This window comes from Herbidospora daliensis, assembly GCF_001570585.1.
In the GTDB taxonomy this organism is placed as follows: domain Bacteria; phylum Actinomycetota; class Actinomycetes; order Streptosporangiales; family Streptosporangiaceae; genus Herbidospora; species Herbidospora daliensis.
Genome location: NZ_BBXF01000002.1, coordinates 1,823,102 through 1,843,911 on the forward strand (window position 1 = coordinate 1,823,102; position 20,810 = coordinate 1,843,911).

General features: G+C 67.3%; 23 protein-coding genes. 7 read left to right on the top strand and 16 right to left on the bottom strand.

The window, feature by feature from the left end; all coding sequences use genetic code 11:
• Window positions 1–95: 95 nt before the first annotated feature.
• From AW274_RS14970 to purE, 3 genes are read left to right on the top strand one after another with little or no spacing between them, the layout of a single operon-like run.
• Window positions 96–1,046, top strand: coding sequence for a hypothetical protein (locus AW274_RS14970; RefSeq protein WP_157520184.1), 951 nt, complete (start codon window positions 96–98; stop codon window positions 1,044–1,046).
• Window positions 1,047–1,095: 49 nt separating this feature from the next.
• Window positions 1,096–2,166, top strand: coding sequence for a 5-(carboxyamino)imidazole ribonucleotide synthase (locus AW274_RS14975; RefSeq protein WP_062432060.1), 1,071 nt, complete (start codon window positions 1,096–1,098; stop codon window positions 2,164–2,166).
• Between the two features lie 13 nt (window positions 2,167–2,179).
• Window positions 2,180–2,653: a 5-(carboxyamino)imidazole ribonucleotide mutase gene (gene purE / locus AW274_RS14980; RefSeq protein ID WP_062432058.1), complete on the top strand. Its 474-nt coding sequence runs from the start codon at window positions 2,180–2,182 to the stop codon at window positions 2,651–2,653.
• Window positions 2,654–2,657: 4 nt separating this feature from the next.
• Here purE and AW274_RS14985 read toward each other — a convergent pair whose 3' ends face one another.
• Entirely contained in the window at window positions 2,658–3,968 is a 1,311-nt protein-coding gene (locus tag AW274_RS14985) for a UDP-glucose dehydrogenase family protein (protein WP_083974180.1), read from the bottom strand.
• A gap of 111 nt (window positions 3,969–4,079) precedes the next feature.
• Between AW274_RS14985 and AW274_RS14990 the strand changes: the two genes are divergently transcribed.
• Complete coding sequence (locus AW274_RS14990; RefSeq protein WP_062431578.1) at window positions 4,080–5,243, top strand: acyl-CoA dehydrogenase family protein; 1,164 nt, start codon at window positions 4,080–4,082, stop codon at window positions 5,241–5,243.
• A gap of 76 nt (window positions 5,244–5,319) precedes the next feature.
• Here the strand turns inward: AW274_RS14990 and AW274_RS14995 are convergent, their stop codons facing one another.
• The 7 genes from AW274_RS14995 to AW274_RS15020 form a co-directional block, all read right to left on the bottom strand.
• Window positions 5,320–6,579, bottom strand: a complete 1,260-nt coding sequence (locus AW274_RS14995; RefSeq protein WP_062431580.1) for a tyrosine-type recombinase/integrase — start codon at window positions 6,577–6,579, stop codon at window positions 5,320–5,322.
• A 3-nt stretch (window positions 6,580–6,582) separates the two neighbouring features.
• Complete coding sequence (locus tag AW274_RS39185) at window positions 6,583–6,750, bottom strand: helix-turn-helix domain-containing protein (protein WP_083974182.1); 168 nt, start codon at window positions 6,748–6,750, stop codon at window positions 6,583–6,585.
• A gap of 115 nt (window positions 6,751–6,865) precedes the next feature.
• The gene (locus AW274_RS15000; protein ID WP_232320110.1) at window positions 6,866–8,197 is read right to left on the bottom strand and encodes a replication initiator; all 1,332 of its coding nucleotides are present in this window, start codon (window positions 8,195–8,197) and stop codon (window positions 6,866–6,868) included.
• A gap of 314 nt (window positions 8,198–8,511) precedes the next feature.
• Window positions 8,512–8,802 (bottom strand): hypothetical protein, encoded by a 291-nt coding sequence (locus AW274_RS15005; RefSeq protein ID WP_062431584.1) that lies wholly within the window; start codon window positions 8,800–8,802, stop codon window positions 8,512–8,514.
• Entirely contained in the window at window positions 8,799–9,272 is a 474-nt protein-coding gene (locus tag AW274_RS15010; protein ID WP_369408634.1) for a DUF2637 domain-containing protein, read from the bottom strand. The genes AW274_RS15005 and AW274_RS15010 overlap by 4 nt, the downstream gene beginning before the upstream one ends.
• Window positions 9,178–10,701, bottom strand: coding sequence for an FtsK/SpoIIIE domain-containing protein (locus tag AW274_RS42970; protein WP_369408631.1), 1,524 nt, complete (start codon window positions 10,699–10,701; stop codon window positions 9,178–9,180). Before AW274_RS42970 ends, AW274_RS15010 begins: the two co-directional genes overlap by 95 nt.
• The gene (locus AW274_RS15020) at window positions 10,694–11,023 is read right to left on the bottom strand and encodes an SCO3933 family regulatory protein (protein ID WP_062431588.1); all 330 of its coding nucleotides are present in this window, start codon (window positions 11,021–11,023) and stop codon (window positions 10,694–10,696) included. Before AW274_RS15020 ends, AW274_RS42970 begins: the two co-directional genes overlap by 8 nt.
• Before the next feature lie 136 nt (window positions 11,024–11,159).
• On the opposite strand from AW274_RS15020, the gene AW274_RS15025 reads away from it, so the two are divergent.
• Together AW274_RS15025 and AW274_RS15030 are read left to right on the top strand one after the other, a co-directional pair.
• Complete coding sequence (locus AW274_RS15025; protein WP_062431590.1) at window positions 11,160–11,534, top strand: winged helix-turn-helix domain-containing protein; 375 nt, start codon at window positions 11,160–11,162, stop codon at window positions 11,532–11,534.
• Window positions 11,535–11,810: 276 nt separating this feature from the next.
• A complete protein-coding gene (locus tag AW274_RS15030) occupies window positions 11,811–12,824 on the top strand; it encodes a P-loop nucleotide/nucleoside kinase family protein (RefSeq protein ID WP_062431592.1) in 1,014 nt (337 codons plus the stop codon).
• Window positions 12,825–13,184: 360 nt separating this feature from the next.
• Here the strand turns inward: AW274_RS15030 and AW274_RS39195 are convergent, their stop codons facing one another.
• Complete coding sequence (locus AW274_RS39195; RefSeq protein WP_083974184.1) at window positions 13,185–14,315, bottom strand: Shedu anti-phage system protein SduA domain-containing protein; 1,131 nt, start codon at window positions 14,313–14,315, stop codon at window positions 13,185–13,187.
• A 424-nt stretch (window positions 14,316–14,739) separates the two neighbouring features.
• Here AW274_RS39195 and AW274_RS15040 point away from each other — a divergent pair, with 424 nt between their 5' ends.
• Window positions 14,740–15,510, top strand: a complete 771-nt coding sequence (locus tag AW274_RS15040) for a hypothetical protein (RefSeq protein WP_157520187.1) — start codon at window positions 14,740–14,742, stop codon at window positions 15,508–15,510.
• 336 nt (window positions 15,511–15,846) lie between these two features.
• Here the strand turns inward: AW274_RS15040 and AW274_RS15045 are convergent, their stop codons facing one another.
• The 7 genes from AW274_RS15045 to AW274_RS41965 form a co-directional block, all read right to left on the bottom strand.
• Window positions 15,847–16,557 carry a PIG-L deacetylase family protein gene (locus tag AW274_RS15045; RefSeq protein WP_062431598.1) on the bottom strand — a complete coding sequence of 237 codons (711 nt, stop codon included), beginning with the start codon at window positions 16,555–16,557 and terminating at the stop codon, window positions 15,847–15,849.
• A 23-nt stretch (window positions 16,558–16,580) separates the two neighbouring features.
• Window positions 16,581–17,519, bottom strand: coding sequence for an NAD-dependent epimerase/dehydratase family protein (locus AW274_RS15050; RefSeq protein ID WP_062431600.1), 939 nt, complete (start codon window positions 17,517–17,519; stop codon window positions 16,581–16,583).
• Between the two features lie 20 nt (window positions 17,520–17,539).
• Entirely contained in the window at window positions 17,540–18,421 is an 882-nt protein-coding gene (locus AW274_RS15055) for a formylglycine-generating enzyme family protein (RefSeq protein WP_063813284.1), read from the bottom strand.
• 2 nt (window positions 18,422–18,423) lie between these two features.
• A complete protein-coding gene (locus tag AW274_RS15060; RefSeq protein ID WP_062431602.1) occupies window positions 18,424–18,699 on the bottom strand; it encodes a MoaD/ThiS family protein in 276 nt (91 codons plus the stop codon).
• A 76-nt stretch (window positions 18,700–18,775) separates the two neighbouring features.
• Window positions 18,776–19,642 (bottom strand): NAD-dependent epimerase/dehydratase family protein, encoded by an 867-nt coding sequence (locus AW274_RS15065; RefSeq protein WP_083974186.1) that lies wholly within the window; start codon window positions 19,640–19,642, stop codon window positions 18,776–18,778.
• A gap of 160 nt (window positions 19,643–19,802) precedes the next feature.
• Window positions 19,803–20,117 (bottom strand): hypothetical protein, encoded by a 315-nt coding sequence (locus tag AW274_RS15070; RefSeq protein ID WP_157520190.1) that lies wholly within the window; start codon window positions 20,115–20,117, stop codon window positions 19,803–19,805.
• Window positions 20,114–20,728: a hypothetical protein gene (locus AW274_RS41965; RefSeq protein ID WP_232320111.1), complete on the bottom strand. Its 615-nt coding sequence runs from the start codon at window positions 20,726–20,728 to the stop codon at window positions 20,114–20,116. The genes AW274_RS15070 and AW274_RS41965 overlap by 4 nt, the downstream gene beginning before the upstream one ends.
• Between the last annotated feature and the right edge of the window lie 82 nt (window positions 20,729–20,810).

The window sequence follows — 20,810 nt, forward strand, 5'->3', positions numbered from 1 at the left end:
TTTGAGACTTTGCGGCCCGATCGGGGTCGCCACGGGCTACGTTGGCGCCCGACGTCACACCAGCGCGCACATTTGGAAGAGGTGCGGGCATCCTCATGGGCCGATTGAGCCGGATGGTGATCACCGCCGTCGTCGTGGGCGTGTCCGCCGCCTGCGGCGGGCTGCCCGCCGAGACCACGGCCAGGGAGGCCCCCTCCCGCACGCCCGAGGTCCTCACCCTGGCCGCCGCCGAGGCCGCCTTCGCCGGGCTGGGCGAGCTCGAGACCGCCTGGGGCGACAGCGACTGCGACGGCGTGGCCCGGCTGCTCGCCGCCCCCGCCACCGAACTGGGCGGCGCCGCCTGCACGGCCACCGCGCTCGGCCACGAGGGCGCCCGGTTCGACTACACCGAACCGGAGTTCTACCTGCCGCCCAGCCGGGCCGCGAAGGGCAGACCCTGGTTCGCCGCCCTGGCGAAGAAGCCCGAGCCGGCCTACTTCGTCTTCACCCAGGCCAAAGACGGCTGGCGGCTGGCCCTGGGGCCGATCCCGGTGCCCGACGGCGCCCCGGAGGTGCCCGTCACCGAGGCCGTGGTGCCCGCCGGTGACGTCAACCCGCAGGTGACCGCGAGCCTGGTGTCCCAGCGTTGCCTGACCTATCTGACCGACCCGACCGGGGTCAACGGCATCCGGGTCTCCTCGGGCGACGCCATGCGCGGGCTGCGCGACTCGATCACCCGGGCCCCGGCCGCCCACCGGCCCGACAGGCTCAGCGTCGACGTGCGGCTCGTCCGCGGCGCGACGCCCCAGGCGCTGGCCCTGCCCGGCGGCGCGTCCCTCGTCTTCCACACCCTGCGCATCGTCACCACCCAGTCGCCCGGCCCCGGCCGGGGCGAGCTGGCCGAGCCCGCCGTGCCCGAGCGGGACGTCCGGGCCTTCGCCGGGGGCGGCCGGCTCGGCAAGATGACCGTCGAGGAGCTGTTGTTCCTGGCCACGAAGGTCGACGCCGACGGCCGGATGACGACCGTGGGGATGGGCCGCAGGCTGGCCTCCGTGACGAACGCCTGAACGGGGCTGGGTAAGCTTCCCGTTCGTGAACAGCCCCTTCATCGTCGGCATGGTCGGCGCCGGGCAGCTGGCCCGGATGACCCAGCAGGCCGCCATCGCCCTCGGCGTCGAACTCCGGGTGCTGGCCGGATCGCGCGACGAGAGCGCGGCCAAGGTCGTCGTCGACACCCGGCTCGGCGACCACCGCGACCTCGACGACCTCATGGCGCTGGCCAAGGGCTGCGACGTGGTGACCTTCGACCACGAGCACGTGCCGACCGAGCTGATCGAGTCGCTCGGGGTGCCGGCCCGGCCGGGCGCCGAGGCGCTCGTCCACGCCCAGGACAAGCGGGTCATGCGCGAGCGGCTGACCGCTCTCGGGGTGCCGTGCCCCCGGTGGAGCTCGACCGACTTCACCGCCCCCGTCGTGCTGAAGGCCGTCAGGGGCGGCTACGACGGGCGGGGCGTGTGGGTGTGCCGCACCCAGGCCGAGGTCGACGAGGTGGTCTCCCACGGGATCGACCTGATCGCCGAGGAGATCGTGCCGTTCGAGCGGGAGCTCGCGGTGCTGGTGGCGCGCTCGCCCCACGGGCAGGGGGTGTCCTACCCGGTCGTGGAGACCGTCCAGGAAGACGGGATCTGCGTCGAGGTGATCGCGCCCGCTCCGGGTCTCGACCCCGAGCTCGCCGCCGAGGCGCAGCGCATCGCGCTGACCATCGCCGAGGAGCTCGGCGTGACCGGCCTGCTGGCGGTCGAGATGTTCCAGACCGCCACGGGCCTGCTGGTGAACGAGCTGGCCATGCGCCCGCACAACTCCGGGCACTGGACGATCGAGGGCGCCCGCACCTCCCAGTTCGAGCAGCACCTGCGGGCGGTGCTCGACCTGCCGCTGGGCTCGCCCGAGATGGCCGCGCCGGTGGTCGTGATGGCCAACCTGCTGGGCGGCCCCGACCCCGACGTCTACTCGCGCTACGAGCACGTGATGGCCAACGACCCGGGCATCAAGATCCACTTCTACGGCAAGGACGTCCGTCCGGGCCGCAAGATCGGCCACGTGACGGCCCTGGGCGACGACCTCGACGAGGTCAGGGCCAGGGCGCGCCACGCGGTCACCTGTCTGAGAGGACCTCTGAGTGCCTGACGTCGGCGTCGTCATGGGCAGCGACAGCGACTGGCCCGTCATGGGCCAGGCCGCCGAGGCGCTGCGCGAGTTCGGGGTCTCCTTCGAGGCCGACGTGGTGTCGGCCCACCGCATGCCCGAGGAGATGATCGACTACGGCAAGTCGGCCGCCTCCCGGGGCCTCAAGGTGATCATCGCGGGCGCGGGCGGCGCGGCCCACCTGCCGGGCATGCTGGCCTCGGTGACCCCGCTGCCGGTCATCGGCGTGCCGGTGCCGCTGAAGTACCTCGACGGCATGGACTCACTGTTGTCGATCGTCCAGATGCCGGCCGGGGTCCCGGTCGCGACGGTCGCGGTCGGCGGGGCCCGCAACGCGGGTCTCCTGGCGGTACGCATCCTCGCGGCCTCCGACCCGGCGCTCCAGGAACGCATGGTGGAGTTCCAGGCCGAGCTCAAGAAGACGGCCTACGCGAAGGGCGAAGCCCTCCGGAAGGCCGCGGCGCAGTAGGGCGCTACTGCGGGCGGCCGAGGGCTCGGTAGTTCCAGCCGGCCTCTCGCCAGGTCGTGGCGTCGAGGGCGTTGCGGCCGTCGACGATGTTGCGGACGTTGACCACGCCGCCCAGGGTGTGGGGGTCGAGGTCGACGAACTCCTGCCATTCGGTCAGGAGCAGGACCACATCGGCGTCGCGGGAGGCGTGCAGGGCCGAGTCGGCGTAGCCCAGGGTCGGCTGGGCCTTGCGGGCGTTGTCGAGGGCCACCGGGTCGTAGACGGTGACCGAGCCGCCCTCGTGGCCGATCGTGGCCGCCACGTCGAGGGCGGGGGAGTCGCGGATGTCGTCGGAGTTGGGCTTGAAGGCCGCGCCCAGGACGCCGACGACCCGGTTGCGGAACGAGCCGCCGACCATGTCGCGGGCCAGGTCGACCATGCGGGCGCGGCGGCGCATGTTGATCGCGTCGACCTCGCGCAGGAAGGTCAGGGCCTGGTCGGCGCCCAGTTCGCCGGCGCGGGCCATGAACGCGCGGATGTCCTTGGGCAGGCAGCCGCCGCCGAAGCCCAGGCCGGGGTTGAGGAAGCGGCCGCCGATGCGTTCGTCGTACGAGAGCGCCTTGGAGAGCTGTTTGACGTCGGCCTGGGTGGCTTCGCAGACCTCGGCCATGGCGTTGATGAACGAGATCTTGGTGGCCAGGAACGCGTTGGCGGCGCTCTTGACCAGTTCGGCGGTCGGGAAGTCGGTGACCACGATCGGGACCTCGCCGAGGGGGGCGTACACCTCCCGGAGGATCTGCTCCGCCCTGGGGGAGGCGACGCCGAGGACGATCCGGTCGGGGTGCAGGGTGTCGTTCACCGCGAAGCCCTCGCGGAGGAACTCGGGGTTCCAGGCCAGCTCGACGTGGGCGCCCGCCAGCCGCCGGAGCCGGGTCGCCAGGCGCTGGGCGGTGCCGACCGGCACGGTCGACTTGCCGACCACGACGCAGTCGCGCCGCAGGTGCGGGCCGAGGGAGTCGACGACCTGGTCGAGGTAGGAGACGTCGGCGGCGTACTCGCCCTTCTTCTGCGGGGTGCCGACGCAGACGAAGTGCACGTCGCCGAATTCGGCGACCTCCTGGTAGGAGGTGGTGAACCGGAGCCGCCCGGTGGCGACGTGCTTCTTGAGGAGGGCCTCCAGGCCCGGTTCGTAGATCGGCGACTCGCCGCGCCGCAGCCGGGCGATCTTGTCGGGGTCGACGTCGAGGCCGAGCACGTCGAAGCCGAGCTCCGCCATGCACGCGGCATGCGTCGCGCCCAGATAACCGGTTCCCAGGACCGTCAGTCGATGTGTCACGCCGGGCGCTCCCCTCGATGACCTGCATCTATCAGGGTGTGTGATGCTACATGAGACTATCCGGGGCAGATCGCCCAACGCTGTGATAGTTGGACGTCCTACAATCCGTACATGAGCTTTCCTCTGTACGCGCCGGCGGAGGAGCACGACATGCTCCGCGAGGCGGTCCGCGCCCTGGCAGAAGAGAAGATCGCCCCGCGCGCCGCCGCGGCCGACGAGAACGAGGAGTTCCCCGAAGACTCCTACAAAGACCTCGTCGCGGCCGATTTCCACGCGGTCCACGTGCCCGAGGAATACGGCGGCGCGGGCGCCGACGCCCTCGCCGCGGTGATCGTCATCGAGGAGGTGGCGCGGGTCTGCGCGTCGTCCTCGCTGATCCCCGCGGTCAACAAGCTCGGCACCGTGCCGCTGCTGCTGTCGGCGTCCGAGGAACTCAAGGCCGCCTACCTGCCTGCGGTGGCCCGGGGCGAGGCGATGTTCTCCTACGCCCTCTCCGAGGCCGAGGCCGGCTCCGACGCCGCCGCGATGCGCACCCGCGCCGTGGCCGACGGCGACTCCTACGTCCTCGACGGCGTGAAGACGTGGATCACCAACGCCGGGATCTCCGAGTACTACACGGTCATGGCGGTCACCGACCCGTCGGCGGGGGCGCGGGGCATCTCGGCGTTCGTGGTCGAGAAGTCCGACGAGGGCGTGTCGTTCGGGCCGAAGGAGAGGAAGCTCGGCATCAAGGGGTCGCCGACGCGGCAGGTGATCCTCGAAGGGGTGCGTATCCCGGCGTCGCGGATGATCGGCGAACCTGGGACGGGGTTCAAGACCGCGCTCGCGACGCTTGACCACACCCGGATCACCATCGCGGCGCAGGCTCTCGGCATCGCCCAGGGGGCGCTTGACTTCGCTGTCGGGTATGTCAAGGAGCGGCGGCAGTTCGGGAAGGCGATCGGCGACTTCCAGGGGGTGCAGTTCATGATCGCCGACATGGCGATGAAGCTGGAGGCGGCGCGGCAGCTGACGTATGCGGCGGCGGCCAAGAGCGAGCTGGCCATGCATGGGACGCCGGTTAAGGATCTGACGTTTTTCTCTTCGGCGGCCAAGACTGCGGCGTCGGATGCGGCTATGGAGATCACGACTGACGCGGTGCAGTTGCTGGGCGGGTATGGGTATACGCGGGATTACCCGGTGGAGCGCATGATGCGCGATGCCAAGATCACCCAGATCTACGAGGGGACGAACCAGATCCAGCGCATGGTGATGGCTCGGCAGCTCCTGAAGTAGGGCCTGAACAGCGAAAACCCCGCCCAGGATGTCTCTGCGGCGGGGTTTCGTGGTTCGGCTCCGACGGCCTAAAGGATCACTGTTCCGTGCCTGTTCCGTGAGAGATGAGACGCGGGCGGAACAGGCGGTCGTCGATCGCCTTGCGGGCTCGGTCGTGGGAGCCGGGCATCAGGTGGGCGTAGACACGGAGAGTGAAGCCCGGGTCGGCGTGGCCGAGGTACTCGGCGAGCTCCTTGACGGAGACCGCGCCGGCGAGCATCACGCTCGCGTAGTAGTGGCGGAGCTGATGGAGGCCCTCTTTGCGCGACGTTGCGAAGCGCGTGCGACTGTTGGCGTCCTTCGTCGGCGCGGGGATTACACCCGCAGCCACCAAGGCGGGTTTCCAGATCAGTTCGCTGTAGACCCGCGCCCTGATGAACCGGTCGTCGGTCCATTGGACGAGCAGGTTGTGGGTCCGCACTTTGCCGTTGAGCTTCTCCCAGGGCAGAGAGCAGGTCAGCGGCGGAAAGGCCGCCACATGACGTCTGATGGCTTCGGCGGTCCATTCCGGCAGGGGAACGACCCGCTCACGGTCGTTCTTCGGCAGGGCGAAGACGTGTTCGCTGCCCAACTTCTTGATCTGGCGCCGGATCTGGAGCACCCGCCCTTCAAAGTCGATGTCCTCCAAGGCGAGGCCGAAGACTTCGCCCTGCCGGAGGCCGCACGACGCGGCGATGATCGGTACCAGCCGGAAGAACTCCTGGTGGGCGTGGATGATGCCGTGAACTCTCTCATCTGCCCATGCCGTCAGCTCCCCGCCAGACCGTCTGGGGACCTGGACGATCGACGACCGGGCAGGGTTCTTCTTGATCGCCTCGTCCGCGACGGCCAGTTCGAGAACGCCTTGCAGGACGAGGAACGAGGTCTCGATGGTCGAAGGGCCGTAACGCTCGTTCAGGTCGCTGATCCATCCCTGGATGTGCGAGGGAAGGATGCTCTTCACCTGTCGCTTGTCGAAGGTGGGGGCGACGTGAAGGCGATAGATGTACTCGTATCTGATCTTGGTGGCGGGGTCGACGATGCGTGAGTCCATCCACCGTTTGGCCACATCGGCGAAAAGGACCTTCCCTGCGTTCGGATCGATGTAGTCGCCTCGTCCCACGTCCGCTTCCATGGACGACGCATGCTTCTCAGCGTCCGTCTTCTTGGCGAAGGCCCGGGAGGCCTCTTTGCCGTTGGGGTCGAGCCACACGGCCAGCCAGCGCTTTCCTGCGCCGTGACGTGCGGTCTTGACCCGTCTGGTGCGTCCGTCCGGGTGCCGGACGGTCTTGTTCCAGAGATCCTTGACGTAGGCCACGACCTACTCCTGTTCGCGAACCCAAGACAGAACGTCCTGAGGCAGATAGCGGAGGTGACGACCGACCCGGTGGCTCGGAGGACCTGTGCGGCGGTGCCGCCACTGGTAGAGGGTCGCGACGGGGACGCCGAGAAAGTCCGAGACGTCTTCAGGCGTCCAGAGGCGGCTCACCGCAGATCACCCGATGCGATGGCGAGTCCTGGACCTGCGCAGCGCCAAGAAGTGATCGCGACGTCGCCGAGCACGGTAAGGGTCTGCGGCGCCGCGAGGAGCTCGTCGTGGCGGCTCAAATGGCACCGCCGACGATGGCTCGGGTGAGGGCCTGCTCGGCCAGGCTGAGCCCCTTCCCGGCATATGACCAGTCGCCGATGACGGCGACGGTGTCTTCCGGGAAGAGCGGGAGCCGGCCGGTGGTGATGGCCTCGCCGCGCCGGTGTTCTTCGCGGGCGGCCCGCAGCGCGCCGAGGGTGGTGGAGTAACGGCGGCTCTTGGTCGAGAAGTGCCCGCGGAATCCGAGCATGTGGGCCCAGCGGTCGAGCTTCAGGTCGGCCAGGTCGTCGAGGGCGGCTAGGCGGAAGCACTCGGCGATGTGGTGGCGGGCGTGCTCGGTGATGGGCAGGGCGGCGAGGTTCTCCAGCGGCTGGATGCGCCGATCGAGGGTGCCGGTGCTCTCGGCGGATTTGGTGGCGTATTTGGCGATGTAGCCCGCCACGGCCTGGTCGGTGAGGTCGCTGGCCAGCGTGATGGGGCGGACGTCAAGCTGCTTGCCCCAGGTCAGGGTTCGCTCGGGCAAATCGTCGATGGCGGGGATGGTCACCGAGACGACGCCGGCCGCGTGGTGGATGGCGTCCGTGAGCAGCGCGACTGTGGCCCAGGCCGGAGGCGGCGAGGCGGGTCCGTCCGGTCCATCGGGGCGGACGACGGCGTGGAAGTGCACGACGCCCCGGTGCTGATACTCGGCGACTTTGGCGAAGGAGATCGTGAGGACCTGGCGCAGTTCCTTGTTCGAGAGGCCCGACAGCCTGGCGACGCGACGGCGCAGCGCTTCGGTGAATCTCCGCCAGAGCTCGGGGGCCAGGGCGTTGAACAGCACGGCCTCGGTGTAGGCGTAGCAGTCGAAGCAGAAGGGCTGGCCGAGCCGCGGATCGTTGACGGCGTGCTTGGTCGGGCACGTCATCTTGACCCCGTGAGAGCAGGGCGGTGCCGCTCGCCGGACGCGGCAGCGCGGCACCTTGGCCTTCTTGGCGCCCCGGTTGTGGACGACGCCGAAGGACGGCGCGGTGAGTGTGACGAGCAGGCTCGGGTGGGCGACGACCGAGGCCGGGACGCCTTTCCCGCCGACCAAGCCGGCGCGCACCAGTTGATAGGTGTCGGCACGGTAGATCTCCGCGCAGGCGGGGCAGCGGGTGGCGCGGCGGGTCTTGCAGGGGACGTTCAGCACGCCACTGGGTTCGGTACGCGTGGTGTAGCGGTGCAGGACGTCGCCGGTGGCCTGGTCGATGTGTTCGACGTGGCCGCGCAGCCGGATGGGCTGGCGGCAGCCACCCGTGCCGCGGATCTGGGACGCCCATCGGTCGAAGCCGGGGTCGTCCAGCCGGGCGATAATCCCGGCTATCACGTGCGCGTTGGTGTTCTGAGGCAAGATGGGGCCGTCCTCTCCAGTGTTCCTGGTGTGGATGGCCCCCGGCCTGGCGCGGATCTTGGTGGATGTGTGGCCAGGCGGGGGGCGTTGCGCTTACGCGCCGAGGTCGAGTCCGGTGCCGTGGCAGTGGGGACAGCTCCCGCCGTCCCCGGTGACGCCGGTCCCGTTGCAGGCGCAGCAGAGACAGCCGGTCACGGCTTGGTCTTGTGGTCCCGAGGGATGAGCTTCAGGTACACCCGGTAGGGCCGACGCCGGGTCTCCGGCGCTTGGCAGATCTTGATGGGCATGTTCTAGGACTCCTGAGTCCGGTACGGCGCGGCGGTGCTGCAGATCGCCACCGCCCTCCACTCGACGGGGCCGAAGCTCCGGCTGGTGGTGTAGTGGCCCCGCTCGAAGGTGATGGGCGCTTCAAACTGCGCGGCGTAGTCGTCGATCTCCGCCTTCATCACCTCGTCGGCCGCTCGGGTCGCGAAGGTGTAGACCGTGAGGTCGGCCAGCACCGGTATGGCGGGGCGGGCCTCCATGAAGTCGGCCAGGGCGCGCAGGCCGGCGATCATCTCGGTGCGCTGGTCGTTGATCATCTGGTTCCCTTCAGCGTGCGGAACAGGTCGGTCGCGAGCTGGGCGGAGACACCCAGCCGGGCTTGGAGCGTCGTGGGGCTGATGGCCTCGCCGTGCTTGGCGCGGTGTTCGTCGGCCAGGCGCTGTGCGTAGGCGACGAGCGCGGTAGATGGGCCAGGAGCGGGTTCGGCCGTGCTGGCGGCGCGGCGTTCGAGCATGGAGACCGCGATGAGGAAGGCGACGGCCGGTGTGGCGGCGGTGAGCCAGCCCCAGACGGTGGGGTAGGCCTGGTGCAGGTTGGCGGCCAGTGACAGGGTGATCCCGCCGGTCATGACCACGACAGGCCAGGACACCCGGCCGGTCGCGGTCCGGCCGGTCCGCTTGTCCCGCTGGCGTTCACGGGCGGCCATGACGCACGTCAGGTCGATGCAGATCGCGATGGCCCACGCCATCCAGCCGGTCTGGCCGTTCTCCAGGGCCGTTCGGCGGATGTGACTGAACGACCCGGCGCCCGCTATGAGCGCGAGGACGACGACCGGCCCGGAGTCGAGCAGCCAGTGAGCGACGCGGGACACCGATTTCCTCCTTCCGAGATCGAGCCATCAGGTCCGGGATGCGCGCGCCGGCCAGGACGGCACCCCAGCTCGGAGCCATGTGCGCCCATCGCTGGGTCGCTTCTTCCGCGGTCTCGTTGGCGACGAGTGAGGAGCGGGACCGGTACCACTGGCCGTCCTCGTGCGCCGCGATGGCGACGCCGGGGCTGGCGGCGGGGATCATGCGGGCCGAGTCGAGCGCGGCCGGATCGAGGTCGCCCAGCGCCATGACGGCCGTCTCGGGGTCGTTGACGCGGTGGCAGACCCGTCCTGAACACTGGGCGCGAAGGGCGGTGACGCCTGTGCCGAGGTCGGAGCCGATGCGCTGGCCGCAGCACACGAGGTAGATGCCGAACGCCCGGCCGAGCTGTGCCACGCGCAGGAGTGCGGTGGAGATCGCGGCGACCTCTTCTTTCTCGCTCTTGTCGGCCATGAGGTAGAGCTCGGCCAGCTCGTCGATCAGGATGACGACCGGGAGCGGCTGCAGGTCGGGGTGTAACTGCCAGATGTTGCGCGCCCCGGCCGCGCGGCAGGCGTCCATCCGGCGCTGCATCAGGGTGCCGACTTCATTGAGCAGGCTGAGGCACTCCGGCCGGGACGTGGCCAGCGCGGACAGCCGCGGGCTGTACGGGGCGAACTCGACGCCGCCCTTGAGGTCGAAGCCCACCAGGGCGACTGGTTGCGGAGCCAGCCCGACGATGAGGGCGTTGGCCAGGTTCGACTTCCCGGACTGGGTTGCCCCGGCCACCATCCAGTGCGGCACCGTCTTGAAGTCGATGATCCAAGGACGGCCGGTCTCCAGACGTCCGACCGTGACCTGGAGCAGCTCGGCGGGGTTCGCCGGGGTGGCGACGTTCACCAGGGGATCGCGGATCGTGACCGACAGGACGACCCGGCCCGGACGGGGTGAGCTGACCCGGACGCCGTGCATGCGCCAGGAGTGGGCCAGCCGTTCGGCGACCTTGCTGTAGTCCTGCGGAACCTGCCCTTCGAGCGTGCGGATGGTGACCCGCCAGCCGTGCCGGGTGGGCATCGGCCACCACATCCACGGCTTGGCGTCCAAGCCCACCCGGCGCCAGCGGCGGTTCACCTGAACCGTGCCCGTCTCCAGGACCAGGCGCGGCACCCGCAGGAACCGAGGGCGCTGGCGTCTCTTGGTCAGGCCGCAGCCCAGGGCGATCTTCCGCCAGGTCAGTCGTACCCGGATGGAGGTCAGCAGGTAGCCGATCACGAGCCAGAACGAGGCGGCGTAGAAGTGATGCCAGGCCCAAAGCCCGGCCGCCGAAGCGGCCAGGGCGATGAGCGCGACGTGCAGCCCCTCAGGCACGCACGTCCTCCCCGACGGGGAGGAGTGCGGCGGCCCGGTAGGAGATCCCCCACCGGCCATCGAAGTCCCAGAGGTAGCCGACCAGGCCGACCGGGTTGATCTGCTGGCCGGCGACCACGGGTGGTTCACCGCTGATGCCGATCTTCATCAGCTCAAGCCGCCCGGAGTCGTCTTCCACCGAGACGGTGACCTCGTAGACGACCTGGCCGGTCTTGTCGAGCTTGATCTCGCCGGTTTCGCGGTTCAGAAGGCGGGGCTTGGGGTTCTTCACGCAGGTGAGCGTGAGGCGGGTCGGGTCGACCGGGATCGGGATGGTGCGCATTTGCTTCCTCCTGAGAGCTTCCTAGAACACATGGAATACTTGGCATTCTAAGTTGTCAAGGGATTCTTTGGCGGCCTAGTTGGCAGGCCGGTCGTACTGTGCTGGACTGAGGGGATCACCTCATGAAGGGCAGGCCATGGTCGAGAAGACCGGGCGTCCGGGCTATCTCCAGATCGCCGACGACCTCCGGAGCCAGATCCAGTCAGGCAAGCTGACGCCCGGTGCCACGCTGCCGTCGACGGCGGAACTCTGCGCGCGTTACGACGTTTCGGCGAGCGTCGTGAAATCGGCCATCTCTGTGCTTCGCACGGAGAAGCTGATCATCGGGCAGCAGGGCAAGGGCGTGTTCGTCCGGGAGCAACTGCCGGCCGCGCCGTCCGAGGTGTCTTCGGATGGGGAGTCCGAGCTCCTGCGGCAGCTCGTCATGATGCGCGAGGCGGTCCAGGACCTCGGGCAGCGAGTTGCGGATCTTGAGAAGATCGTCTTGTCAGAGCGGAAACGATCCGACTGATCCGGCCGAGAAGCCCGTCGAGATCTGACCGTATTGCCTGTATTTCCTGAATGACCTCAATGTCGTCCATTTCCTGTGCCCTCACTTTCGAACCGGCCTCCCGGTGGTGCACAGGAAGTTCATCAGGGCTGACCGCATTCGGGTATCACGCGCGGTTAGCTAAACTCTTTCACTGGTAGTTGCGCGCCGATTACACAGGGTCTTCACTCGTTCTAAGTACACGTCACTAGGTGCGCGACACCAGGCGCGACCCTCCTCGTGACCCATAAGGATGCAATGAAGGCAAACCGGCCAGGCTGGACCCCCACGCGACTGCGCGAACACCGTGAAGCCCACGGCCTCAGCCTCGAAGCGGCTGGGGAGAAACTCCGCGAAGTCGCTGAAAGGAACGAACTCGGCAGTTTAGCCGCGAACTTCCAGACGCTCTGGTCGCATGAAAGCGGTGCCGTATATCCCAGCCCCGCATATCGCCGGGCCTACTGCCTCATGTACCAGGCAACCGAATCAGCGCTGGGATTCCGGTGCCCACTCCCTGGTGAACGGGACCAGAGCCCGATCTCTGTTCTTCCCCGCTCCACGGACCCCGCCGTCGACGCCCAGACCGCGTCTGTCATCGAACAGACCTTGTTCCAGCTCGCCGCCCGGCTCTCCCCGCCCGGCGATGAGCTGGACATGCTTCGTCAACGGGTTGTCGACGCGTGGCATCGCGGTCCCAGTCCGCGGCCGATTCTCATCCTGATCGGCGGACACTCCGGCTCCGGCAGGACCGAGTTCGCACGGTTTCTGGCTGACGTCACCGGTTGGGCGCTGCTCGACAAGGACACACTGACTCGCGCGCTCACCGAACGTTTGCTGACCACCCTCGGGGGCGACCCCCACGACCGGCACAGCGATCTCTACCTGACCGAGGTGCGCCCCCTGGAATACCGATGCCTCCTGGACGCGGCCTTCGACAACATCGCGGTCGGGACCTCAACCATCCTGTCGGCCAATCTCGTCGCCGAACTCCACGACGACGCCTGGCTATCCCGGCTGACCAACCGCTGCGCCGCCAAAGGGGTTGACGTCGCGGCAGCGTGGGTGACCTGCGACCCAGACACGATGCGCGAGTACATCGAACACCGAGCAGCCCCACGCGATACCTGGAAACTAGCCAACTGGGACAGCTACACCGCTGCGCTCAAGCTCAACAACAGTCCTGGCGCGCACCTCACGCTCGACAACACGCTGTTCGCCGCCATCAGCCTCGCCGATCAGACCAGGGAGGCGCTCAAACAGATCCTCACGTGAGCGATCTCTGCTGCAACTGCCCCAACGCCGCTGATGCGGTTCGATGAAGGTCGCATGAGCTATGTGGCCCTGGTAAGCCGTCCCGCCGTATCGACTGTTCTCCGCCGCCTCTGGTCACGATCGTTTTCCGTTATGGCTTCGCCTGGCCGGCCACCCGAGCAACTCCTACCTACGTCTGTTCGCTCATGGCCCTATCGAACCACGGTCGCCCAGGCTGCTGGATGAGAACTTTCTCTACGTAATCAAGGCCGGCCCGCCTGGGGCGGTCCGGCGCGCGTCGGGCGGTCGCGGGCCGCGCTGCGGCTCTTCGGCCGGTCGCGGCCCGCGCCACCCACGCGCCGGCACTGGCAAGGTCGTCCGTCAGAACGGAGGATCATCCGAGAACGAGTCCCAGATCTCCAATGAGGGCTCGCCATCCTCCTCGGCACTGAGGAGATCGGGCGATGTCGGCAGGCCGTTCGGTGCGTTGATCGCCAGTGCCCGCTCCGCCCCGTCGATCAGATCCTTATATGTGATCACTTCTACGCGATTCAGCGCCGCGTTGTAGCTTCGCAAGGCCTCCGCGATTTCTTTCTCACTGAATCCCTTTGCGAACATGGGGTGGCCGATTACGACGATTGCCGTTGCCCGGCTGCAGTCGATTGAGAAATCGGTCCAAATTGAGTCGCGCTTATGGTCGAGAGTCCGCAGATAATTCACCGCTTGCATAGTGGCTTCATGAACGTCTGTTCCGGGGATCGCGTGGCTTCGCGGGCTCTCCACAAGCTTTGGAATATTGGCGCGTTTCAGCTCGACGATATGAAGTGATCCATCGGACCTTATTAGGGGGATGTCGATGGTATCGAGGACGGCGAGTCGCCTGCGTTCCTCTTTGGCTATGAACCGGCCACCGAACACCCACCAGTTGTCATCCAGAACCTTCTGTATCTGGTGCTCTGTCGAGTCGGGATTCTCAACCACCTCGCGGAGCTTGTCGATGCCGGCCCGCTGGCGGCGTGCTTCGACGAGGCTGGCCAGGAGGCTGGCACCTTCGCTGTCCACAAGTTGATCAAGGAGTTCGGGCGAGGTGATGAGGGTTTTTAGTACGCCGGCGACTTTGCTTACGCTGAGATCGCCCTGACGTATCGCATGAAGTACGGTTGACGGCATCGATTCATTGTCAACTCTGATGTAGACGCCTGTTTCTGGGAGGAAGCCGTCAAGAAATGCGCGTAGGGCATCGATTTCCTCATCCTCGCATGACCAGCGATTTTCGGGCTTCTCTTCGAAGTTGTATCCCCCGCGCGTTTGCCGGGCCGCGAACTGTTCGACAGTAAATGTTGTCTTTTTGACCTCGCCAGTTTCCTTGTCTCCCCTCCCGACGATCTTCGCGGCTTTCCATGCTCGGGGTCCCTTTTTGACTTCAAGTGTCTCGGCGAAGAGAAGGTTTGGATGGTCGACTTCGGTGTTTATTCGAACTCGGAAGGCTCTTTCTGCCTCCTCTTGATCCATGGCGTAAGAGTATAAGCGTCGTTGTCCATCGCCGTACAGTTGAGTCTCAATCAACGCGAAAGTCGCGAATGGCGCATATTGGGTCAATTTGCACAAATTGGCGCGGCGGTGTTCGTCAAGATAGCCACTGGTTCCACTTGACTTGTGCAGGACTTCAGGGGTGGAGCGAGACGTGTCTGCGGTTGCCTCGTTTGCTGTGATCCGAGTACCCCGCTGGCGGCGGCCTTGTCGGGCGATGTGCAAGTGGCTCGCGGATGATCACTCTGTCTGGGGTGAGCGCTCGATTGATGCCTTTAGCTCGTAGGTAGTCACCTGCGTTGGACAGGTATATCGGCCGGGAAGGTCATCCCCAGTTCTTCTGTCTCGGGCTTACGGGAATGTCGATGTCTAACGCACGGTTACATATGACGCGCACACAGTTATTGTGGACGACCGTCCCCGCAAACGCTGGCTGGAACTACTGGACTGCGCTTTCGTTAGAGCAGGCATGGACTTTTTTGCGTGGCTGGCCAGCGATATCGTGCAGAGCAACGCCAACAAGATCTGCGGCGTGCTGATCGCGTTGATCGGCCTGGGTGTCACCTCGCCATCGGGAACAGACCTGTTCCTGCGCCGGAGTGGTGCGATGGCAAAGCAGCAGTTAGGAAGGCTTCGAGGTAGGCTCGCGCGATTCATTCCCGGGCTGCGTCGGAGCGTCACTGGAACGCTGGACGGCACCTTGCCAGCTCTCCAAGTCAGTTTCACTGGCAAGGTTCAGCCTGGCCGCAAGTATGCTCCGGCTGAAGACGCCACAATCGAAGAGCGCTTGGCGCTTCTGGCCGACCATGTGAAGCACCTGGAAAGCAGGTTATGGCAGGTCGACGAAGCTCATCACGCACAACACTCGAAGACCCAGGCCTCTATCGACGCCTTACGGCTGGATCTCCGCGAAGAAGTCAACGAACTCCGGAATTCCGCTGTCCAGGAGTCCCAATACGTCGCCCGGATAGATGCCCGCGGCCTGATCGTGGTCGCGTTCGGCATCGTCCTGAACGGGATACCGGAGTTCATCGCTATGTTGCCGTGGGCTTGGCCTTGGGTATCTGTGGCAGGGGCTTGTGGAGTGAGCCTGCTCATCGCTGGTTGGACAATTCGCGACTACCTCAGAGTGAGGCCCGCCAGGCTCGCGCTGGAGAGAGCATCGGGGGTCGGATAGCTCATCGCGCGTCAGTCACCTGGCTTGCCAGAAGCTTGCGGTATTCGGTGTGGTCTTCAATCAGGTCGTCATGGGCGCCGGCTGCAGTCGTGCGCCCTTCCCGGAGCATGACGACACGGTCGGCGGTGCGGATCGTGGATAACCGGTGGGCGATGACCGCTGCCGATCTGGCCGCCGGACGTCAGTTCACGCTGGACCCTGAAGGCCAGCTGCTTCTCGGTCGCTGCCACCGGTGTTCCATCGTTTGACGCGCCCGGCGTGGCAGGACGACAGGCAAGGGGTAAGGCCTATCCGTGGTCCGTAGGTGTCGCCGGATGATCGGGTGCCCGAGATGGTTCACGCCATCAGGCGTATGCACTCGAAAGCTTCCGCGGCTTCCGCACCACATTGCACGCCGCGAAGGATGGCCAGGCTGCGGAGAGTCTCATTTGAGCGGGTGTGCGGGTGATCGCGGCGTTGACTGGTGTACAAGTTCATCGCTTCGAGCTTCGCGTTGAGATGGCGCGTCTGCAGTTCGACGTAGAAGGCTGGCGGAGTCGTGGGCGTGAGACGCCACTGGTCGGCCGGCTGTTCGTAGGCCAGGACGATCGACGGGTGGGGTCGTGTGCGGTAATCGCTGGGGCGTAGCGCGGTGATCGCGGCTTCGGCGATGGCCTGGTGGTCCTGGTTGTAGCTGGTTGGGTGCGGGAAAGCGATCAACGTCGGCTTCAGCGTCGTCAGTGAGATCGGAGTGACATTCTCGATCACGGTGGTCAGCGTCTTACGTGGGAGCCGGTCGAGGGTGAGCTGGGCGACTTCCGGCAGGGCCACGTGCCAGGAGGTGATGCCGAGGCGGGCGGCCACCTGGTCGATCTCCTTGAGGTTCTCGGCTCTGGTGGAGAAACCGGCCACGGCCTGGGAGACGTCTGCGCCGATGGTCAGATACATGACGTGGGTCTGGCCGCCTGCCTCGGTGATGCGGGAGATGAGGCCGCCACAGCCGATCACTTCGTCGTCGGGGTGCGGGGCGAGGATGAGCGCCCGCTGGTCCTTCCAGTCGATCGTCATGCCTCGCCCCTTCTTCCTGCCGGTTATGAGGTGGCGCGGTCGGGCCGGCCGTCTCGCACCCATACGTAGACGCGCTCGATGCCCTCGGCGATGGAGGTCACCGGGAACCAGCCCAGATCGTTCCGCGCGGTGGTGGCGTCCAGAGCGCTGCGCTGAAGTTCGCCCGGCCTGGCCGGTGCGAAGACTGGTGTGACCTCATGGTCGGCGGCCTGGCCGATGTGCTTGATCAGGTCCAGGACGCTGGTCTCGCGGCCGGTGCCGATGTTCCAGACGCCGCCATCCGGGTGGGTGCTTGCCGCCAGAAAGGCGGTGACGACGTCACCGACGTAGACGTAGTCGCGGGTCTGGGTGCCGTCGCCGAATACGGTCGGCCGGTGGCCGTCGTGGACACGTCCCAAGAAGATCGAGACGACTCCCGCCTCGCCGGCCGGGTCTTGGCGGGGGCCGTAGACGTTGCCCAGGCGCAGGGCGACGTGCTGGGTTCCGTAGAGGCGGTTGAACAGGGCCAGGTACTGCTCGGCGCAGTATTTGGCCGTCCCGTAGGGCGCTTCGGGTGCGGGTGGCACCTTTTCGTTCGACGGGATGGGCGCGTCCATGCCGTACAGGGCTCCGCCGGTGCTGGCGAACACTAGGCGGGCGTTCACGGTGCGGGCGGCTTCGAGCAGGGTGATGGTGCCGCCGATGTTGACGGCGGCATCGTGGGCGGGGTCGGTGACCGAGGCCCGGACGTCGATCTGCGCGGCCAGGTGGAAGACGACCTCAGGACGGATCTCCTCCATGACGGCGGTGACCGCAGGGGCATCGGTGATGTCCACCTGCCGCAGGTCGAGGTTTTCCGGTAGCCGTTCGCGGCGTCCGCTCGTGAGGGTGTCGAGCACGGTGACGGTGGCGCCTTGGGCGATGAGGGCGTCGGTCAGTTGGGAGCCGATGAAGCCGGCTCCGCCGGTGACGAGTGCGCGCATGGCGGCGAGCCTAGGTCTGATCATGATGGGACATCCGGTCGATCAGCGAAGACGTCGATGTCGGCGGCGCAGCGGAACCCGATCGCCCAGGTGCTGTAGGCGGGGTCGCAGGCGATGCGTTCGCTGGTGCGGACCTGCCAGCGCAGGTTCATCCACCCGCCGCCGCGCAGGACGCCGTATCGGCCTTGGGCCATGCGCAGGATTGGGTCGCACTGGATCTTGGGGTCGTACAGCTGGTAGGTGTCGGCGACCCATTCGGCGACGTTGCCGGCCATGTCGGCGAGGCCGAAGGGCGAGTCCCCTGCGGGAGAGAACGTGCCGACCGGTGTGGTCGACGGTCGGTGGGCACTTTGCCGTGACCACCATTTGTGCCACTCCTTGAGGTCGCCTGCCTCTTCGCCCACGCAGTTGACGAGCGCGGGGTCGAAGTGGGACCCCCACGGCCACGGCTGCCAGCGGGAGCCGTGTGCGGCGTACTCCCACTCGACCTCGGTGGGCAGGCGCTTGCCCGCCCATTGGCAGTACGCCTCGGCGTCGGCGCGGGCGATGTGCACGACCGGGTGGCGCTCGGAACCGGTCAGGTCGCTGCCGGGGCCGGTGGGGGCCGACCAGCAGGCGCCGCGACGTTCCTCCCAGAAACGTTCGCCGTACACCAGGCCGAACCCGCGTTGTTCGGCTTCCGTCTCGTAGCCGCTGTCTTCGACGAACTGGGTGAAGGCGGCGTTGGTGACGGGGTGGCGGTCGAGCAGGAAGGGGTCGATCGTGCACAGATGCTTGGGCACCTCGTCCAGGAACCAGGAACGAGGGTAGGACTGGGCACGTTCGAGCTGGTCCAGGTGCGCGTTGGGGGAGCCGATCGGCGCTTTGGCTCCGGGGATGGCGATCATGTTCGTGATGGTCATGATCAGCCTCCTGCCAGGGCGGGAAGGACGATGATCTCCTGGCCGTCCGGCAGCCGGGTGTCCAGGCCGTCCAGCTCGCGGATGTCGTCTCCGTCCACGTAGACGTTCACCCAGCTCGCCAGCCGGTCGGGCTCGGTCAGGACGCGTTGCCGCAACGGAGGGTGGGTTTCGGCCAGCCAGGTGATGGCCTGGCCGACGGTTTCCGCGGCGCACGTCAGCCTTGCGTCTCCGATGCCGGCGGCCGTGCGCCACGCCGATGGGATGACGATGACGGTCACGGCCTCAGGCCGCCTGTTCGTCGCGGGCCCACGTGATGGTGCGTTCGATGCCCTGCCGCAGGGACGTCGTCGGGGTCTAGCCGAGCAGCTTTCGTGCCCTGCTGAGGTCGGGGCAGCGTACCGAGGAGTCCTGCGCCCTGCCCGCGACGACCTCGACCGAGCCTGACCCGGCGACGTCGACGATGAGGTCGGCCAGGTCGCGGATGGTGATCTCCTCGTCCGAACCCAGGTTGACCGGGCCGGGTTCGGTGGAGTCGAGCATGGCGAGCAGGCCAGTGACGAAGTCGTCGATGTAGCAGAACGAGCGGGTCTGGATGCCGCCGCCGTGCAAGGTCAGGGTGTTCCCGGCCAGGGCCTGGCGGACGAAGGCGGGGACGACGCGGCGGTCGTCGGCGTACATGCCGGGGCCGTAGACGTTGAACGGCCGGATGATGCCGACGCTCAGCTTGTGCTGACGCCGGTAGGCGAAGGTGGCGGCCTCGGCGAAGCGTTTTCCCTCGTCGTAGCAGCCGAGCGGGGCGGTGGGGTCGACGTTGCCGCGATAGTCCTCGTCCTGTGGGTGGACCAGCGGATCGCCGTAGATCTCCGAGGACGACAGGCAGAGGAACCTGGCGCCGTTCGCGGCGGCCAAGTCCAGGGCGTTGAGCGTGCCGATCGAACCGGCGCGGAGTGTGTCGATGGGGCGCCGGGTGACGACCTCGGGGCCGACGGGGATGGCCATGTGTACCACCGCGTCCACCGGGTCGCAGTCGATCGGCTCGGTGACGTCCTGCTTGAGCAGCGTGAAGCGATCGTGATTCAGCAGTTCGTCCAGAGCGGGGAGATGTCCGGCGGACAGGTCGTCGAGGGCGGTGACGTGGTCACCGCGTTGGAGCAGGGCCGCGCACAGGTGCGTGCCGATGAAGCCGGCACCGCCCGTCACGAGGACGTGGCGTGAGTTCATGGGTTCCTCTCGGTGCGAATCGAACTGAGGGGAGGTGGCGGCGTCTCGCGTCGTTCGATCCGGGAGACGCCGCCCGAGGCCGAGGGCAATGGCCAACCCTCATCCCTTGTGTACGGCCAGGCTGTCCCCTCCTTCGTCAGCAGGGCCGTACGTCATGAGGTCACTGAGGTGGCAGGACGCCGGTCCGTATGAGGGCCATCTCCGCTTCGAGGACGGCCCGGCGAAGCTCTTTCGGCGTCGCCGCCGTGACGACAAGGGGCGTGTCGACCGGCCATTGGGCGATGGCGCAGAATTCGCGCTGCCAGGTCAGCCAGATCACCAGCCAGCCGGAATGCTCACGGTTCAGCTCGTCGGCGAATCGATGTCCGGCGTAGTGGTCGATACGCCGGTCCTGTCGGGCGGCGCGGGACGAGCCCGGGTGATGGTTGCCCTTCGGGCGTCGCAAACGTTCGATGGCTCTGCGCAGCGCCATCACGACGCATGCTCCTCGCCGACCTGCTCGGCGATGCGCTCCTGCCGGTTGATCTCCCTGGCCAGGGCGGCGAGGTCGTCGGCGTCAACCGCCGGACTGGCGCCTGCTTCTCGCGCGGCTGTTCCGAAGTCCTCCCACCGCCAGGCCCACAGCCGGCCGATGTCGCTGGTCAGGTATCTCCACGTGTCCGGAACCTGCGGCGTCGGGCTGGGCACGGTACGGACCTCCGGTGCGCGGGAGAAAGCACGTCGCGTTCCCGACGTGAAAGGGCGGTTCGGCGGCCGGTGGGACGTCGGCCGGGTCCGGGGACGGTCGGTGTGGCGTCGCTGAGCGGGCACCAGCACGGGGGTCTCGTCCGAGGGCGTGACGGCGGTGGGAGAGGCCGGGCGGGGGAGCGGCTGCGGACCCCCGGCGCGGCGGAGGGCCAGACGCTCGGCGGCCTGGGTTGAGCTCGGGAGGACGTACTCGTGGTCGTCCTGGTGGGAGCAGGCGTGGGCGTAGGGCGCATGGCCGCAGATGCCGCAGCCCATGGGCATAGGCGTCGATGGGCCGAAGCAGGCGCAGTTGCGCGACTGCGCGGTATCTCGTTCGAGGGTCGCACTAGGGTTGGCCACGGGTCAGGCTCCATCCTGATCAAGGGCTCGTCCGGTCGTTCGCAGCGCCGGCCGGGCCCGCCTTTGCGAGCGCGAGGTTCGA